Raw genomic sequence first — 17,975 nt, 5'->3', positions numbered from 1 at the left:
ATTTCTGCATTCAGCGCTCACTGACGCTCTGCTCAGCATTGACTGCGTCGAATGCGTGTGGCTGTGCGCGCTGAATGTCCTGAAATTTATTTCGTTTACTATAATAACACAAAGCGCCGCAAATGTCCAATAAAAATAATGAATAGTGCGCTATGCCCAAAAAGCATCAGCCCACGGTGTTTACAAGCCTGCCGATGCCCTCTATCTCACACTCGATGACATCACCGCTTTTAAGGTAGACAGGCGGTTTCATGCCCAGCGCAACTCCTCCGGGTGTACCTGTTGAGATGACAGTGCCCGCTTCGAGAGTCATGCCCTGCGAAAGTTCGGCAACAGCGTCAAGCACAGGCTGTATCATAAGCGAAGTATTGCTGTTCTGTCGAAGTTCGCCATTGACCTTGCAGGTTATTCTGAGCGACTGTATATCGGCTATCTCATCGGCAGTGACGATGCAGGGACCTATCGGTGTGTAACCATCAAGGCTTTTACCGCGAAACCACTGTTTGTGTCTGAATTGCAGGTTTCTGGCGCTCACATCGTTTATGACTGTATAGCCGAATATAGCAGACACCGCATCTTCCCTGCTGATATCCTTCACACTTTTGCCCAGTATCACGCCGAGTTCTGCTTCGTAGTCAAGGCTGTCCACAAAATGATAACTCGGTATCACATCGCCGCAACCGCTTGCGCGGCTTACACGCTTTGAGAAATACACAGTTGCTTCCTTATGCTGGAAATCCTCAACATGGGTAGTTTCCTCGATATGTTCCTTGTAATTTACACCAAGACAGATGACATCACGCTTCGGCTGTATCGGCGCACAGAGTTTGACTTTCTCAAGCGGGATACGCTCAGCATCATCGGGTATCTCAAGCCTGCCAAGCTGTTCGGGCGACATTTTCGCGATAAGTTCATTCATGTCACCGACATCGGCACCCATATCTTTCAGCCTGCACAGCATGCCCGTTTTGTCCATACAGCAGATACGCTCTGCGCCGTTTTCTTCTATAACATACAGTTTCATTTTTTACCTCCGATAATGATGGCTATATAAGCCGTTTTTTGACGTTAACAGTATAATTATATCATGAAAAGCATCGACTGTCAAACAGTGCGGCTGTGACATCGGCAGAAGTTCAGATAAAAAAAGGAACTCCCGACCACAATAGGTCGAGAGTTTAAAATACAGACAATATCATTCGTCAATATGACTATCCCTTTAGCACACCACCCAAAAATACCCTTATAACAAGGAAATACTGAGTTGATGTTATCTTTCCCCCCGCCGCAGGCGGGGGGAAAGATAAACGCCAACTATATTCAGTTCCCAATATAACATCGTTTATTTTGGTGTGTCAGCGGGATAACCACATTCGTCAATTAATCCAAAAATCTCATATAACTTGTTACTTCAGCAGAAAACGGAAATAATAACACTATTACTAAAGCAATAATTTTCTTATAATGATTTTTTTATCCTGACATAAATTATCTCCTGATGTAATTCCTTAATCCGCCTTTGCGTTTTTTGTGAACACAAACCTTTCTCTGTCCTCAAAAACAGGCGAAAGTTCATTGTAGACATCTGTATATTCCTCTATCAGACCATCGTTTATCGGCAGACTGTGCAGGTTGTTCTGGATATGCAGTTCGTCCTGTGCATTTTCATTGAGCATAAATTCCAGCAGCCTCAATGCTGCCTTGTCCTCGTTCTTATCCAGCTTGTTTGCACACCACACATTGTCGTATCTGCACATTATCCTGTCCACATCGCAGGTGCATACCTTGTAGCGTGCAGGCAGGTCGTTTTGTACGCGGAAATAATTGTCGGTAAAAGTCGCATAGTAGACAGCCTCGCCGCCCACGAAAAGGCTTTCGGCATCTTCCGAGAATGCGCTGTTTTTAGCACCCAGCATCTCCTTGAACACATCATTGTCAAAGGTGTAATCATCTGCATCTTCCGCCGATGACTCCATAGCTGATACATTCTTTATTTTGCCATCTTTGCTGCTGTCTAGCGAAGTGTTCCTGAAAACTACAGGCACATTGTAGCCAAGCGGCAGATAATCATAACTGCCGTAGCACTTTTCTGCCTTTTCAAGCTGTGAACAAGCCTTTCCGAATTCTGAAAGATAGACCTCTTTCAGGCCGAGCGGCACACCCGCCGACAGACTGCCCGCATACTCATACAGGTTAGGCTGTTTCTTATCCGAACTCAGCTTTTTCAGATATTCGTCTTCTTCAAATCCCTCGATCTTTATGGTAACATCGGGGAAACTGGTACTGAAATCCTGAATGATAGCTTCATACGCCGCCTGTTCAGCCAGATCAGCCGCTTCATCACCGCTCTTACAGTACCACATCGTAATGTTTCCGGGCGGCAGAGTGTTCGCCTGCTTTTCGGCATCATACTGACTGTAGCTGTAATAAGCGCCCGCACCCAGCACAGCGGCAGCCGCCGCGATGCCCGCAAAGCGCTTCTGTTTGCGCCGCCTGCGCTCGATGTGTACAGGCAGTATCTTTTTGCCCTTGTTCAGTGCATCTGTGAACTCCTTGACCGTCTTAAACCTCATCGAAACTTCCACCGCCATAGCTTTCATGATAGTGTTGCTGAGATTTATCGGTATCTTCGGGTCAAGTTCGTGTGGATATTTCAGGCTGTCCTTTACCTTTCGGTTGGTGGATTCCTCAGGCTTTATGCCTGTCAGTATATAGTAAAGCGTAGCGCCCAGTGCATACAGGTCAGTCCAGGGACCCTGTTTGTTTATTTTCTCATACTGTTCAGGTGGCGCAAAACCGGGTTTCAGCACTATGGTCATCTGCTTGTTTTCGTCCATCGCAAAACGCGCTGTACCGAAATCTATCAGCTTTATGCCGCCGTCCTTACACATGAAGATGTTGTCGGGGCTGATATCTCTGTGTATTATGCCCTCTGCATGAAGTTTTGTCAGTGCATCGCATATAGCATTTGTGACATCTATGCTTTTTTCCACGCCGACTTTTCCTGTACTGCGGAGATAGTCACTGAGCGTAATGCCGTCAAGAAATTCCATAACGATATAGGCAGTGCTGTTCTCTTCAAAGAATTCAAACACGTTTACGATGTTCTTTTCGGAGTTGAATTTCGCCATATTGCGGGCTTCATTGAGAAAACGCTCTTTGCCGAATTCATATTCTCTGTCTTTCTTACGGGCATACATTATGACTTCTTTGGTACCGGGAGTACGGTTTACTATGCCGCTGGGGTAGTATTCCTTTACTGCAATGACAGTATCCAGCTTCATATCCCACGCCTTGTAGGAAACACCAAATCCGCCTGCGCCCAGCACTTCACCGATAACATATCTTGAATTGAGCGTCATGCCCGCAAAAAGATGGTCGGGCTGTTTTGGTACATCGCCCTCGTTGAAGCCGCAGTGCGGGCATTTGCCGATACCGTCATGCACACCGAAGCAGTTAACGCAGAGTTTTCTGCCGTCAGCAGTTTCAACGCATTTCAGCCTATCGACCTGCGAGAAGTCTTCATTCACCTCGCCGTTATCTTCTTCGTGCATGCGTTCAGCTTCCGAAAGACTTGTTTCGCCGTCATCATACATTTCCAGCGTTATCGAACTGCTGTTGTCACCGCCGCTTTCATCGTTTTCTGAAATGTCGTACATAGCGACCGTTCTGTCATCATCAGCTTCGCCATACATAGCGACAGTCCTGCCGTCATCAGCTTCATCATACATAGCAACAGTCCTGTCATCAGCATCGCTGCCTTTTACCGCCGACTCACCGCCGCCCTGCTGACTGTTGCTGACATACCGTATCTTTGCCGCTCTGCCTATCTTGGCATTCTCCTTGCCATAGCAGTCAGGACAACAGCTGTACTTCTCCCTGTCATAAAAATGATTTTCTATCTTGTCACACCTTGTCAGTTTCATTTATCATACCCCGATCCCGATCAATATAAAAGTGGTATTATCTATCGCCCTGTCCTTAATTTTGCATACACTGCCCAGCATATTATCAGCGGCAGATTCAAGTCCGCCGCCCGACCTGACGATCTCGCAAAAACTCTCAGGTCTTATGGCTTTATACAGCCCGTCAGATGTCAGCAGCACAACATCTGTGTGCTCTATCTGACGTTCGCCCGTACAGCAAAGGCTCAGCCCGTTTACGCCCAGAAAACTGGTCAGAGCATGCCCGCGCTGAGCCTCTCGCCTGTATGTTTCTTCGGTTATCCTGCCCTCCGCCAGCATTTTGTTCAGCTTGGCGAAATAATTGTGATCCTCAGTCAGCTGTTCTGCCCCGTCTTTACCATAAAGATAAAGCCTGCTGTCACCCAGCGAGAACCAACTCAGCTTTCCACTGTTATCGACAAAGGCAGCCAGCAGCGTAGTGCCGCCGCGCCTGCGGTAAATGCGACCTATCTTTTTGTCCAGATCGGCAGCTTCTTTTGACATAAACCCGATAAAATCAGAGCAGACGGAATGCTCGAACCGAAAACAGAGTTCTTCCACAGCTACCCGTGAGATAGTTCCTCCGTTTTCGCATCCGCCCATTCCGTCACACACTACTGCGAATATTCCATTTTCTTTGACTATTACAGCCGCTCTGTCCTGCTGTTCTGTCCGCGTACCCTTAAATGAACGTATAGTGTATTCCATCGCTTATCCCGTGATACAAACAGCTATGGCAGAATTGTTATCCATATCTGTCCCCTCTGCATTCTTGTGAGCACGTTCAGCCATCGCGCTGAGCCACTGCAAAGCATTGTCGCTCTTTTTAAGCAGCTTGCACATATCCTTTTCAACTATCGGCTCCCAGAAACCGTCTGAGCAGAGCAGGAAGGCATCGCCCGCCTGTATCTCCACCCAGTCTGATAACTCGTATCTCGGACTGTCCCATTCAACGCCCATAACTCTCAGCAGTCTGTTTCTGTCAGGGTGGTTCCTGATATGCTTTTCTTTGATCTCGCCTGCCAGTACCAACATCTGCGGTACACTGTGGTCACTTGTGCGGGTCAGCAGCTTGTTTTTACGGAAATGATAGCAGCGCGAATCACCGATATGACCGCAGCGCGCCCTGTTGCCGTCTATGGTCAGCACAACGGCTGTTGTCTTCATCTCCAGTTTTGAACCTACTCTGCTCTGCTCTGTCATCAGCGCCTCCTGAGCCTTATCCAGTGAATCGACCCAGAAAGCATCTGCATCAACAGCATCAGCAAAACTTTTTTTCAGATGACCGACAACGAACTGCGATGCTAAGTCACCCTTGCCGTGTCCGCCCAGCCCGTCACAAAGGATAAAGCAGTAAACGCCGTTTTTTTCAGCGACATCTATGCTGTCCTCGTTGACGGGACGGCTGCCTATGTGAGTGTGCGTTGAATAGTTCAGACTCATATTTTTTACCTCTTATTCTAAGATAGTCATTTTTATCGAGTCCGAAAACTCAGGCTCAGCTGTCGAACCCAGCGCTTCTGCGAAAGAGAACGGGACATCCAGCTTATAGGTCAGCTTGACGTAAAGTTGTTTATTACCACCGAGATGATAAGCTGCCTTGTCCTCGTCAGAAGGCTTACCAATGAACTTTCCGCCATCGTATCCGCCCTCAAAACTCAGCTCTTTGATGCCCTCTTTTTCCAGCACTTCAAGAAATATAGCTTCTTTTTCACTGTCACTCTTACCGTCCAGCGATGGTACGGTATATGTTATGTTATCATTCTTAAGTGCACTTGTGATAAGACTGCTGTTCTCAACATCTTCGTAATCAAGCCCGAAGAACTCAGCAACGAATATCTTTTCGACCTCGTATTTCAGAGTATCGTTCGACATGTGTTCATTTGTATAGGGCACTTTTGATTCGAGCGTGCCTGAACCTAATTTCTCTGAGAAAAAATCCAGAAAATCCTTATACTCAGCCACAGTCGCACCAGTCAGCTGTTCAACACAACTTCCAATATTATTTAAGTACTGATTACGCGCAGAGAAAGTTATGGCAGTCTGGTTAAGTGAATGCTTGACACGGTTCTGCATCGTTGTGAACCTTGCTATCGCCATGAATGTAAACATGACCAGCACGAAAAACACCAGCGATATAGAGGCTTCGATAGTTAGCGAACCATTCTCTTTTTTCATTATATCACCTCTATATCCATTAATATCCATTCATCTGCACGTTATTGAATTTTGAATTATCGAATATCTGACCCTCAGCCAGTGTTGGCATCAGTGGTGTGAAATTCGCCTCGATCTTTGTGTTGACATACGTATAGCAGTCCTTAAGCCTGAAGCCTGAATCTGTTATGAAGTCCTGATATTCGCCACCTGTTCCCTTATCCGCCTTGTGCATGCCCTCCATCTGTATCAGGTCAGCGATTCGCACAGCTTTCATGTCTGCGGGATAGAAGAACAGAATCACATTGATCGTAGTTTCGTAGTCAAGACGTACTATCCACTTACCATCATCTGTATGCTCGATCATCTTTGAATCAAGATCTAATCCGGAACCCTCTTCAAGCATACCCTTGAACTTACCTTCGGGCAGTTCGGGTTTATCCTTATACTTTCTGTACTGTTTGCCTGTATCCTTATCTGTTTCCATTGTCCAGACAAATCTGTTGTTCTTCTTACGCTCGTTACGAGTGTTTGATGACAGGTCATCTACCATCGCCGACTTGATAATACTGAAAAGCTCCTCTCGCTTCTTCTTATTCTTGAATTCCTTAGCCAGTGTCACGATCATGATATCATCCTTGAACAGAGGCACTTTGTACTTATTCAGCATGAACATCAGGTCTACCTTACTATCAAAATAGTCAACAAGGAACGGCATTAAGAAACCTACATAAGGTATTGCTTTCAGATTTCTGAGAGCGTAATGGTTATCTATCATCGAATAGTTCAGAAGAACACGCAGACCGAGTATTGCATAGAAAGTATTTCGCTGGTTTGAGATCTCACAGTTATCACCGATCATGATATATTCCATCTGTGCCGCTTTGAACATTGATGCCTCCTGGCAGTCATCACCTGTTGCACCATTATAATCGCAGCCCGGATTGAATGAATACTCCGCAATTTCCGTCGTCGTCTGCCTGCTGTGGAAATGTTCCTGGATATAATATCCTAAATAGATCTGGTCAAGCAGATAAATGAAAAATGAGTTTGCACCATCGTGAAACAGACCTATGACAGCAATTATGTCGATCACAAAGTCGATCAACGCTTCAACAAAACCTATTATGCCCTGTACAAAGTCCCAGAGAGAGAAAATAATACCGATAATGTTAAGTGTAACGACATTCTTCATGAATGAATCTATCGCACCGAACGCTTTGCCTGATGCATTCATCAGAGCGGCGATGCTCGTACCGGGCTGAAGCTGACCAAATACATCGATCACCGAATCGATCTGATTGTATCCGTTCTGTACATAGAAACTATCACTGGCATCGCTTAGCTGGATACCAAGACTGTTCCCGCTTCCGCCCAGATTTTCCTGCGCATATTCCAAAGCCGTATTTCTGGTAGCGTTGTGGGTATTAACGTCCCTTAATCCGTTTATATAGCTATGGCTGGGGAAGATACTGCTCTTCTCACCGAGATTGCCTAAACCTGCACCTCCGACATGGCTGTCAAGTCCGCAATCAGCAGGACTGAGTTTCTTGAATGCTTTCAGAAGCATTTTTATAAGGTCAAGTATACCCTTATCCAATTCACCCTCAGCCACTGCTGTACCGCCCAGAAATGCCAGCAGAATCATTATCTGAGGCTGATCAAGGTAGTATGACTTATTTTCATCGGAGGGGAACCATTCCTCTTCTATGAAATCGTCATCACCGTTCATAATTTTACTGAATGCTTTATCAAGTTCGCTCTCACTTAGATTATTGCTGGTGTCTACGCCTTCCTCAGATTCGGTGTAGGTGTCAGAACCTGAATCATCTGAACTGCCTTCGCTCTTGTTCTTTTCAGCTTCGTCCATAAGTTTTTCGATTTTTTCCTGCATGTTCTCTGTGTCATCTGATGAAAGGTCATCAGGCATTACAGCCGACATATCAAACTTATGTATAGGCACTCTTTCGCCGCTGTAATTCTGAGCAGTTGAACAAGCAGCCACGAATTCATTGTAATCATCAGGTGTACTTAGGACAGGTGAATCATAAGCGGGCGCCTTCGTATATTTGGTGATCCATTCGTCCAGTTTACCGCTGACAACAACTTCACTTATAAACTTTTCAGCTATATTAGAGCCAAGTTTCATGTAGTTTTTATCCGCTTTTGCTTTTGCATAAGCCTCCTTACGCTTCTGCGCAAGTTCCCTCTGCTCTGACTTCAGCTTTAAGATCGTCTGCTCACTTTCATTTTCAAGCGCCTCTCTGTATTCCTCTTCTTTCATTGCTGCTTCGCGGCCTTTATTATTGAGATCATCTATATCCATCGCCTGCTGTGCAGCCTGCATGGTATAAACGTTCTCAACAATGTTGGAAAGATCGGTGGTGACAGCCTTCAGTTTTGTGATGTAATCATTATACGAATCATAAAGCGTAGTATGTCCATAGTCTGTCATAGTATTGTGCGCTTCAAAAGCTGCGCGTATCTTCTTAAGATTTTCGTATTTCGCTGCTCTTGTCTGTATCTCGCTTATGGCATCTCCAAGATTGCTTATGACAGTACTGTATCCGCTCTGTGTATCAAGATCAAAATCTGAAAATGCACCATTTGTGATACATTCATTGCACTTATTGAAGAACACGCCGATAAGGTCACTGCAAGCGACCTCTCCGCTCAGTCCTAAAAAGCCTTCATCGCTGCCGCTGATGGTGACCTTGACATTATCTCTCGACTCAATAAGCGAATCATGTTCAGCAACCTTAGCGCTGTCGCTTGACCAGTTGCTCTGCGACTCGATATCTTTTATCTGTTCAACATAATTCAGATAAGTGTTTGCAGTTGACTGATAACTGCTCATGCAGCTCTTCAGTCTGGAGTACAGGTTGTTTGCTGTATTCGTCTGGGCATTCATATCTGCATCGGTGTAGTTCTTGATGATATCATAGGTCGCCTGATCTATATTCCAGTCAGTGACCTCACTCTTCTTATTCTGGAATTCATCATATTTGCCGGAGAATGTGCTGATATTAGAAGTCAGTGATTCCTCAGCTGAAAATACTGCTTTAGCATTATTCATTATGCTGCTGGCATCCTTCATCTGCTTTGATGCGGCATTTACAACAGACAGTTTTTTGGCTACGCCGCCGAGCTTACTTTCGAGCAGATCGAAAATCATTTTAAATGAAAAATCTGACAAGATATCGGCAGGCATCCTGTATTTGCCATACTGTTTTATCTGGTATTTCAGTATCTCAGGGTCAGCCAGCGAATACATGCCCTCTACTGTACAACAATCCATAGGCAGGTTGAACAGTTTGTTGAGCTTTGTTGTATCTATGCCGCCTGCACTGGTCGCACTTTCAACATAATACTGGAATGACTCATCGAGCATCTGCTTGCCCTCTGCGTCACTGGCACTGTAAAATGAATACAGGTCATAATTTTCTTCAAGGAAGTCCATATAGTCTGCAAGTATGGCAAGCTGTCCCAGATAAGTCAGCTCATCGAGCTGCTGCTTGGCGCTCTGATATCTTGCACCCTCGATAATAATCGATAAAACAGAATAGATCGGAAGCAGCAGAAGTGTCAGCATTATACTTATTGTTCCGCTTACTCTGCGATGCTTTGGAAAAAATTCCAGAAACATTTTATTCTCCTCCTTCTTCTTTTCCGAATATAAACTCGGACAGATTATTTCTTGCATCTACAAAATTTTTGAATGTTTCTATAGTCTTTTTTAGAAGTTCATTGTCCTGTGAAGTAAAATTTTCAAAGATAACATCAAAAAACTTATTGTAACTCTGTGCACCGAGCACATCTACACACTGCGCTTTGCCTACATATTTTCTTTTTAAAAGACCATCTTCAACACCCAGAAGACCTGCAAAAGGTATATAGTAGCTTTCTTCTATGGTAACTATTACTTCATTCTGGAACATTGCCGAGCCGCTCTTCGCTATCTTTATCTCAGGTTCGGTCACTGTATGTGAGAGCAGCACCCTGCCTCTTTCAAGGTTTTTCTTTGCCAGTTCTCTGCCCACACCTTTTGCTTCATCTACTCGTCCCGAACCTTCACCTGTAAGGTAATACATACCTTCAAAAATGCCTTTCTCGCCAAGTTCGCCTTCTTCGATGAAACCTGTTACAGGGTCTTTTCGCCTGTCGGGATATGTGCGCGCCACCTGTATCGCGGTGAGGTTTGCCGCACTTTGCAGATGCGACTCCTGATAGAATATAAAACCGAGCATCATAATGACAGTCAGCACCACCAGAGTTATCGTCACAACAAATGTCGCTTCGATCATGGTGTTTCCGTCTTCACTTTTAAGATGAGTGTAAATTCTTTTCATATCTATCTACCCCACATAAAAAAGTTTGATATTTACCCAGCCGTCTTCTGCTGTACGAACATATACCGAACCGTTGCTGCTAAAGTACATAACATCTTCAAATATCGGTTCTATTATCATTTCCTGCGACTTGTTTATAAAGCCCCACTTGCCGTTCTTTTTGACCGCCGCAAAGCCATTCGAGAAACTTCTTGCTTCTTCATATTCGGGATCTATTACAACAAGTCCATCATTTCTGACAAAGCCCCACTTGCCGTCTTTTTTGAACGCCGCCGCACTGTCAAGGAACAGATCTGCATCGTCACATTGAAAGTCCATCTTGGTGCGTTCTTTAGAGTTGACCAGTGTGTACTTGCTGTCGCCGCTGAATTTCACGAACATTCTGTCGCTTATCGAACATCTTTCACCATGTTTCAGTATCACATCATCGATGTTGTCGAATACCGTTTCGGCGTTGTTATCCATTATTATCTTCTTGCCGCCTTTTTCGGCATAGATAAGGTCATTTGAAAAACAACCGAGAAAATCATACGGCTCGGATGTGACAGACTTTCCTGTCTTGTCAAACAGTTCGTACTTGCCTGTTTTGGTGTTCTTTAGAACTATAAATCCCGAAGAAAACGGTCCGCAGGATTCATACTCGTTTTTTTCACCCACATAGCCGTTTCGCGAACCGCCTACCACCATGCCCGAATATACTTCATCGCTCTTATCCATAGTTATCAGATCGTTGCCGTAATTCTTGCAGAAGTATACATAGTAGCCGCCGTCCTCAGTCACTACGCTTGCCAGCGGCGACATGTCTATCGCTGAAATCGTATCACTGATAGTTCCGTTATCATAGAGATATGTGAACTCTGTATACTCTTTTGTCTTTGTCTTTGGACTTTTATCACCGAATCCGTTGTCTTCGTATATCACATTTCCTTTGGAATCACGCTCTTCGACTTCCATACTCATATGGCGTTTAGCCTGCATACATGTGCCAAAACTCTCGATGGAGTCGTAAGGCACATTTGTGGTAGAATACATGCGCCTTATCTTTTCATAGCAATCTTCTATCGTTTTGGTGCTGACTTCATTTTCTTTGGCTTGCTTTATATAGACTGCACAGTTTGAATAATCCGCTATGCCGTCATAGTAGCTTATCAGCGTATCATAACAATCTGCATTTTTGGGATAATCCCTTATGACAGATGCCAGCACATTGTTTCTGCCGTTCAGCGTGGAATACTCGCCGTTTTCATAGCCTTTCTCGTAAAGGTCTGCTATCTTTATCCGCAGATCCTCACTGTCTATCAGCTTGCAGGCTTTGTAGTATTCATCTATCGCCTTGTCACAAAGTTCCTGCGATTCATACTTTTTACCCTGTTCTATCGCGAGTTTATACTCTTTCTCGGTAGGGTCGATATTCGCTTTTATTACGCTTACAACTGCTATCACATCAAGTGCGATTATCGCAAGCGCATACAGCATTCCTTTTCTTTTCATTTTACACCTCAGCAAAGACCTAAAATACAAACCACAACAAATGCCGCATAAATGAACGGTGCCATCGGCAATGTGGATTTGATAGTTTTCTTTCTAGCAGCCATCAGCCCCAGTGCTGTCACACTGTTTATGATGAGCGATATAAGAAGCGTCATATAAAGTCCCGTTGAACCTGCCATAACGCCCAGTACACCAAACAGCTTTACATCGCCGTAGCCGATGCCGCCCTTTGAGATTATCGCGACTACAAAAAGCATCACAAAACCCAGCAGAAAACCTATCAGGTCATTTTTCAGCGTAAACAGTATCTCATCGCGGTCGAAAATAAACTCCAGCACATAGATGATGCCTCTGCTGACCGCACCGCATGCTATAAGCGCATTCGGTATCTTGCGGCGCTTGAAGTCTGTCAGTGCCGCCGCACCTGTGATGCCGCACATTATCGCCATTTTCGCAAAGAAAAGCGGTCGCGGATGTGATGACTCGACCGTGTAGGTATACATAAGATAATTTGATACAAGCGTTATTATAAAAAATATCGGAAGTATCAGCATTATCTGACTGCGCGTGTAAAAACCTGTCAGTTCTTCTTTTACGGTCTTCTCGTCTTCTGTCTTATCTTTCTTTTCTTTCTGAGGTTCTTCTTCTGCGTCATTTTCCTCAGGAACTTCTTTATTATCCTCTTCTTCGTCAGGATCTTCGGTATCGGGCAGTACGATATTCTCCTCCGCCAGCGAAGCGTGCGCATCACCGTTCATTACAAAATATCCTGTTTTCAACAAATAGAGGTAAAGACATACTGTCGTCAGAAGGGCTGAACCTGCAGAAACAATATATATCATGAGAATCCATTTCTCCTTATCTACGTAATAACAGGCAGACAGACAAGCTGCCTGCCCGTTTGCATAAAATGCTTGTGGCTCGGGTATTATGCTATGTTGTTAAACAGAGCAACGAAGTTCTTGCCTTCATCAGCCTTATCGGTAGTGAAGTCTGTATCGTTAGGATTGCCGTTAAGTGTTCCTGTGATCTTATCCCAGAGATTGTTGAAGATCTTAGCAATATTATCCTTGAATACTACTGCCAGAGCAATAACAACTACCAGGATCAGAACAACAGCGATGATTTCCATACCGCTCTCGTCGTTCTTGACCTCGTTGATACGATCTCTTACCTTTCTGCCGGCGCTCTTAACTGCGGAACCTCCGTGGATAAAAGCGTATGTGCAAGCATGGTTGAACTTGTTCATGTTATCACACCTCCCTTAAAATAATATTTATTTAATATGGCATAAGCCGCAAAGCTACATGCTCATATTTGACAAAATAGGTACCATTATCATTACAAGTACACCTATGAATATCAGACCTATCGGGAACATCAGCTTGTTTGAAGCCTTTTCGCCCTGCTGAAGCACCATCTGCTTCTTTTCATTCAGCAGCAGGTCAGCCTGTTTTATAAGTGTATCTGCAAGATGTGTGCCGTCCGATTCGATAGCCTGAGTTATCGTTGTAGAGAACTTGCGTATCTCTTTGGTCGAGCAGCGGTTGGCAAATCTGAACAGCGCATCTATCTCACTGACACCGTTGTTCATGTCATCGACCACCCCGCGCATCTGCACATATAATGGTTCATCTGATGATATAGCGACCTGCTTCCAAGCCTCACGCAGGAACATGCCGCCGTTTACCAGCAATGCTATGGTAGAAACTGCATTCGGGAAATCCCTCATGTAAGTTTCATTCATTTTTTCTATCTTCGAGCCGAAGCTGTTCAGATAGTACTTGTATATCGCTGCACCTGACACTACAGCCAGCAGCACGAACAGTGCGCCCTCACTGCCGCCCATGACACATGCAAGGAACAGCATGCTGTATACCAGCAGCAGCACATATGTATAGGTCTGCGCGTAAAGGACACGCACATAAAAGTCAGCATATCTCCTGCCGAAAAGTATGCAAGCCTGATCCTTTATCATGTGAACGCTGTCAGAATTGAAATTCATCTTGAGCAGGTCGATCATTGCAAATCCTATACCGTAATACTGCGCCCCTGCGAACTGCTTTTTATCTATGGCATCAACATAGTCCGAATAATTGTCCGACTTCATCATGCACAATGCCATCACTATCGATACTGCTATCAGCAGCAGGAGCATTATTATAGATAATCCCATGTTTATACCTCGATACTTGTGATCTTTCTGCCGAGCAAATATGATATTACTACTATCACCAGCCCGACCGTTATGCCTAACGCACCCGTGGGCGTCCTGAAATTGTAAGCGAAGTCAGGGCTCATGGACTTCATCATACCTACCAGTATGAAAGGCATTGCCAGCATGATGTTCAACTCATTTCTGGTCGCTGCGATCTTTGTTTCGATCTCCATCTCGATATTTATCTTGCTGTAAAGTATCTCATAGGAATCTCTTATTACCTTACTGAAATCGCCGCCTTTGCGATGCGAGAGTTCAAAGACCTGTGCAAAACTCTCTATCTCCTTGATGCCGCTGCGCTTGCCGAAATCTATCAGCGAGGCAGAGATATCTATAAAGTTTTTCTGACCGTCAAGTATCAGCGTAAGTTCCTGAACTATTATGGAGTCTTCGCCGTACTGTAACACAAGGTCTTCCTTTGCGGCTTCAAACGCCTTTATCGCATTGCTGCCCGAAGCGACCGATGCCGCCAGAGCGTCCAGCAGATCCATGAACTGCCTGCGTATATCGTTCCTGCGCTTTATCTTAAAAGAAGATTCAAGCAGCGGTATGATGAATTTAACAGCACCGAACCCGACTGCTGTGCAGATAACAATGTTCAGCACATGGGTTATGGGGCGAGGATTGCCGTCAGCATCGCTGCCCAGACCGCCGTACATCAGATACGCCACTGCAACGCCTGCGATAAACGACACCACCGTAAACAGCAGCTTCTGCTGTTTGCTCATATAGTATTCGCGGTAATTTATCACCTGCGTGTTCAGCAGAGATGTGCAGTACTCAGGTCCTTTTTCTTTCTTCTTTTTCTTTGGTTTTATCTCTTTTGGCTCTTCTTTGACTTTTTCCTTAGTTTTCTTTTTCAATAACGCCATCTTATCCGTCCTTAATATGATACATCTGCTCAGAAATACCGCATATCACGGCACAGCTGAAAAGGGAGCAGATCAGATCTCTTCCTTGATACCGCTGAGTTTCAGCTTAAAGTCGTTTATCAGCTTATTCTCCGTCCTGCGCAGACTGCCCGATACCTTTTCGAGTCTGCTGTTCTCGTCTTCTTCAAAGACATACAGCGGATTCAGCTTGATCTGCCCGTTCTCGTAGCCGACAACTTCCGTTATCTCCATTGTCTTTCTCGAATGATCTCTCAGTCTTGACAGATGGACGATTATATCCAGTGCAGATGCTACCTGCTGTCTTATGGCGTCCAGCGGGAGTCCGCCTGCGCCCTGGAGCACCATCGTTTCAAGTCTGCTCAGCATATCGTGGGTGGAGTTCGCGTGACCTGTCGAAAGAGAACCGTCATGACCCGTGTTCATCGCCTGAAGCATGTCCAGCGCCTCAGCACCTCTGACCTCACCTACGACTATCCTTTCGGGACGCATACGAAGTGATGATTTTATCAGGTCGCGCATGGTTATCTCACCAACGCCTGAGGAGTTTGCATTTCTTGTTTCAAGTCTTACTATATTCTCAACGCCGACTATCTGCAACTCGGCTGAGTCTTCTATGGTGATTATACGCTCATCTTTTGGTATGTAGTTTGAGAGCGCATTCAGGAATGTCGTCTTACCCGAACCTGTACCGCCGCAGATGAATATATTGTACTTCGCCTTTACCAGCAGTTCCAGTTTATGGGCTATCTCGGCAGTCAGCGAACCGTACTGTATCAGCTTCTCGATGGTCATTGGTGTTGACGAGAACTTTCTTATGGTTATCGTGGGACCTGTCAGTGCGATAGGCGGCAGAACCACGTTTACACGGGAACCGTCCGCGCTGTTTTTAGGCTTCGGCAGTGGTCTGCCGAATTCATCTACACCCGGATCCTCGATGATCCTTGTATCGACGATAGGGTTTGACAGGCTGACTTCTCTGCCCGCAGTACCAACTATCCTCTGTATGATATCTTCAAGCCTTTTGTCGCTCTCAAAGGAGGCATTCAGCTTTTGAAGTTTACCGCTTTTTTCTATGAAGATATTTTCGCGTCCGTTTATCATGATCTCAGTTACCGTTTCATCATGAAGTATCTCGTCCAGCACGCCAAGACCTCTTATCGAACTGAACACCGCGTTTTCGATAGATTTTTTCTGTTTCGGGTAAAAGTACTCGTTCTGAGTCTTTTGATTAACTATTTTAGTTATCAGATCTTTGAGTTGTTCGTCATTATAATCGGTCAGTGTGACATTGTTTGCGATATACTGACGAACTTCCTCAACTATCTTATCTTCCATTTTATCCATTTCTTGCTTGCATCTCCCAATACTGTCTTGCAGAGAGGTTCCTTACCAGTTCACCTGCACTGTGATGACCGTAAGAATACGGCAGTGTCACATATTCCCTTACTGCATCGCTCTTTATCTTCTTGCCGTTCTCGGTAAAGCAAGTATACAGCATATACATGTTCGACACATTATCGTTGTGTTTGAGTCTGAGATAAGTCGTTACCGCATCCCACACTACTGCCGCCTTTTTGTTTGAAAAAGTCGAACCGTCAGATACGACGAACAGTGTGTTTGAAAATTCTGCAAGGAACGAATTGGTATCATTCCAGTCATTTTCGGCATCTATTATCACATAGTTATAATCGCCTGACTCAACTATGCTTTTTATCATTGTCTGTATATTCTCGGCTGTTGCATCAGACCAGTCCAGCGCCTTGAGGCAGGAATGGTAGAAATACACGCCCGACGGATCATGTCTTACGAAACTTTTCAGCTGTGTGCTGAGGTTGCTCTTCTCATCTATGACAGCGCCTATACAGTCAGTCATGGTGTAGTTGCCGTCGTCCTCGAACAGCAATTCGGGCATGCCGAAAACATGCAGGTCTAGATACAGCACTTTCAGCTTCTGCGATGCAAGGTATACCGCATACGCAGCCGCCGCAGTAGAACAGCCGTTTCCGCCCGAACCTGAAATGAAAGTCACCGTTCTGGACACGCCTGCCGAAGAATTGTCGTTTATTATCATACCCGACTGTTCGGAATATATCTTCATTATCACCTGATCGAGATGATCCACGCGCTGATATTTGCACACCGCCATACAGTCATCTATCATGCTGATGCCCTTTGACTCGACCATTACGATGACAGATCTTGTGGACAGTTCTTTCAGCCTGTCCTTTGACATATCGTATATACCGTCAGAGATCAGCACAACATCCACAGGCTTTGACTGCAATGAAGAGATCGCCTTGTCAATGTTTGAGAACGAATAGATCTCTATCTGGGGATAAAATTCCCCGAAGGCATTGATAAATCTTTCGATATAGTTCTTGTCATTATCGATCAATGCTATTTTTATGTTCATTTTATCATCTTTCCTCACTAACCTGTATCACAACAGCAGAAACATTATCGGTCTCGCCCGCTGCCCTGCCGTTTTTTACGATCTTTTTCAGCGCTTTTGAAAGCCTGTCTTTCTTGAATGCTTTTTCACGCCCAAGTATATCAGCAAGTTCATCTTCGCTGAGTTTATCCCTGAAACCGTCACTGCATATCAGAAATTTCGTGTCATTTTCTATTGAGCCTGTGTAAAATGCAGGTCTTATATGATCTTTAAGACCAAGACACTTAGTAAGTGTATGTCTTCTATCATCGTTCTGTGCTTCTTCGGGCGTTATCATGCCCTTTTCGACCTCACGCTGGGTCACAGTATGGTCAACGGTAAGCTGTTTTATCTCACTGCTTATGCTGTATGCTCTGGTATCGCCTATATGGAGGATATAATAGTAATTTCCCCTCACCATAACACATGTGAAAGTACTGCCCAGCCTTGTATCATTGGCATTTGCGAAAGCTGTTATAAAAGAATTCACCG

The 17,975-nt window shown here is 44.9% G+C and carries 15 protein-coding genes; all 15 read right to left on the bottom strand.

Annotated features, from left to right (window positions below; translation table 11 throughout):
* Positions 1 to 166: 166 nt before the first annotated feature.
* Positions 167 to 1,024 (bottom strand): fumarylacetoacetate hydrolase family protein, encoded by an 858-nt coding sequence (locus CUS_RS03035; protein ID WP_004167397.1) that lies wholly within the window; start codon positions 1,022 to 1,024, stop codon positions 167 to 169.
* Between the two features lie 484 nt (positions 1,025 to 1,508).
* The gene (locus CUS_RS18465) at positions 1,509 to 3,926 is read right to left on the bottom strand and encodes a protein kinase domain-containing protein (RefSeq protein WP_004167398.1); all 2,418 of its coding nucleotides are present in this window, start codon (positions 3,924 to 3,926) and stop codon (positions 1,509 to 1,511) included.
* A 3-nt stretch (positions 3,927 to 3,929) separates the two neighbouring features.
* A complete protein-coding gene (locus CUS_RS03025) occupies positions 3,930 to 4,652 on the bottom strand; it encodes a PP2C family protein-serine/threonine phosphatase (protein WP_004167436.1) in 723 nt (240 codons plus the stop codon).
* Positions 4,653 to 4,655: 3 nt separating this feature from the next.
* Positions 4,656 to 5,387 carry a PP2C family protein-serine/threonine phosphatase gene (locus CUS_RS03020; protein ID WP_004167441.1) on the bottom strand — a complete coding sequence of 244 codons (732 nt, stop codon included), beginning with the start codon at positions 5,385 to 5,387 and terminating at the stop codon, positions 4,656 to 4,658.
* A 12-nt stretch (positions 5,388 to 5,399) separates the two neighbouring features.
* Positions 5,400 to 6,122 (bottom strand): hypothetical protein, encoded by a 723-nt coding sequence (locus tag CUS_RS03015; protein ID WP_004167400.1) that lies wholly within the window; start codon positions 6,120 to 6,122, stop codon positions 5,400 to 5,402.
* Positions 6,123 to 6,141: 19 nt separating this feature from the next.
* Positions 6,142 to 9,747 (bottom strand): hypothetical protein, encoded by a 3,606-nt coding sequence (locus CUS_RS03010; protein ID WP_004167432.1) that lies wholly within the window; start codon positions 9,745 to 9,747, stop codon positions 6,142 to 6,144.
* Position 9,748: 1 nt separating this feature from the next.
* On the bottom strand, positions 9,749 to 10,450 hold the full coding sequence (locus CUS_RS03005) for a TadE/TadG family type IV pilus assembly protein (RefSeq protein ID WP_004167408.1): 702 nt from the start codon (positions 10,448 to 10,450) through the stop codon (positions 9,749 to 9,751).
* Between the two features lie 6 nt (positions 10,451 to 10,456).
* Positions 10,457 to 11,941, bottom strand: coding sequence for a WG repeat-containing protein (locus tag CUS_RS03000; protein WP_002847479.1), 1,485 nt, complete (start codon positions 11,939 to 11,941; stop codon positions 10,457 to 10,459).
* 8 nt (positions 11,942 to 11,949) lie between these two features.
* Positions 11,950 to 12,699: a prepilin peptidase gene (locus CUS_RS18460; RefSeq protein ID WP_157769493.1), complete on the bottom strand. Its 750-nt coding sequence runs from the start codon at positions 12,697 to 12,699 to the stop codon at positions 11,950 to 11,952.
* A 170-nt stretch (positions 12,700 to 12,869) separates the two neighbouring features.
* Positions 12,870 to 13,190, bottom strand: a complete 321-nt coding sequence (locus tag CUS_RS02990) for a Flp1 family type IVb pilin (RefSeq protein WP_004167438.1) — start codon at positions 13,188 to 13,190, stop codon at positions 12,870 to 12,872.
* 54 nt (positions 13,191 to 13,244) lie between these two features.
* Positions 13,245 to 14,117 carry a type II secretion system F family protein gene (locus tag CUS_RS02985; protein ID WP_004167402.1) on the bottom strand — a complete coding sequence of 291 codons (873 nt, stop codon included), beginning with the start codon at positions 14,115 to 14,117 and terminating at the stop codon, positions 13,245 to 13,247.
* Positions 14,118 to 14,119: 2 nt separating this feature from the next.
* Positions 14,120 to 15,031, bottom strand: coding sequence for a type II secretion system F family protein (locus CUS_RS02980; protein WP_004167452.1), 912 nt, complete (start codon positions 15,029 to 15,031; stop codon positions 14,120 to 14,122).
* A 72-nt stretch (positions 15,032 to 15,103) separates the two neighbouring features.
* Entirely contained in the window at positions 15,104 to 16,396 is a 1,293-nt protein-coding gene (locus tag CUS_RS02975; protein WP_004167456.1) for a CpaF family protein, read from the bottom strand.
* Positions 16,389 to 17,465, bottom strand: a complete 1,077-nt coding sequence (locus CUS_RS02970) for a hypothetical protein (RefSeq protein ID WP_037276303.1) — start codon at positions 17,463 to 17,465, stop codon at positions 16,389 to 16,391. Before CUS_RS02970 ends, CUS_RS02975 begins: the two co-directional genes overlap by 8 nt.
* Positions 17,466 to 17,469: 4 nt before the next feature.
* A partial coding sequence (locus CUS_RS02965) for a PP2C family protein-serine/threonine phosphatase (RefSeq protein ID WP_172634518.1) occupies positions 17,470 to 17,975 on the bottom strand: 506 nt, incomplete at its 5' end.

Origin of the sequence: Hominimerdicola alba 8 (assembly GCF_000178155.2) — a bacterium.
In the GTDB taxonomy this organism is placed as follows: domain Bacteria; phylum Bacillota; class Clostridia; order Oscillospirales; family Ruminococcaceae; genus Hominimerdicola; species Hominimerdicola alba_C.
This window is presented reverse-complemented; position numbering and strand designations above follow the sequence as displayed.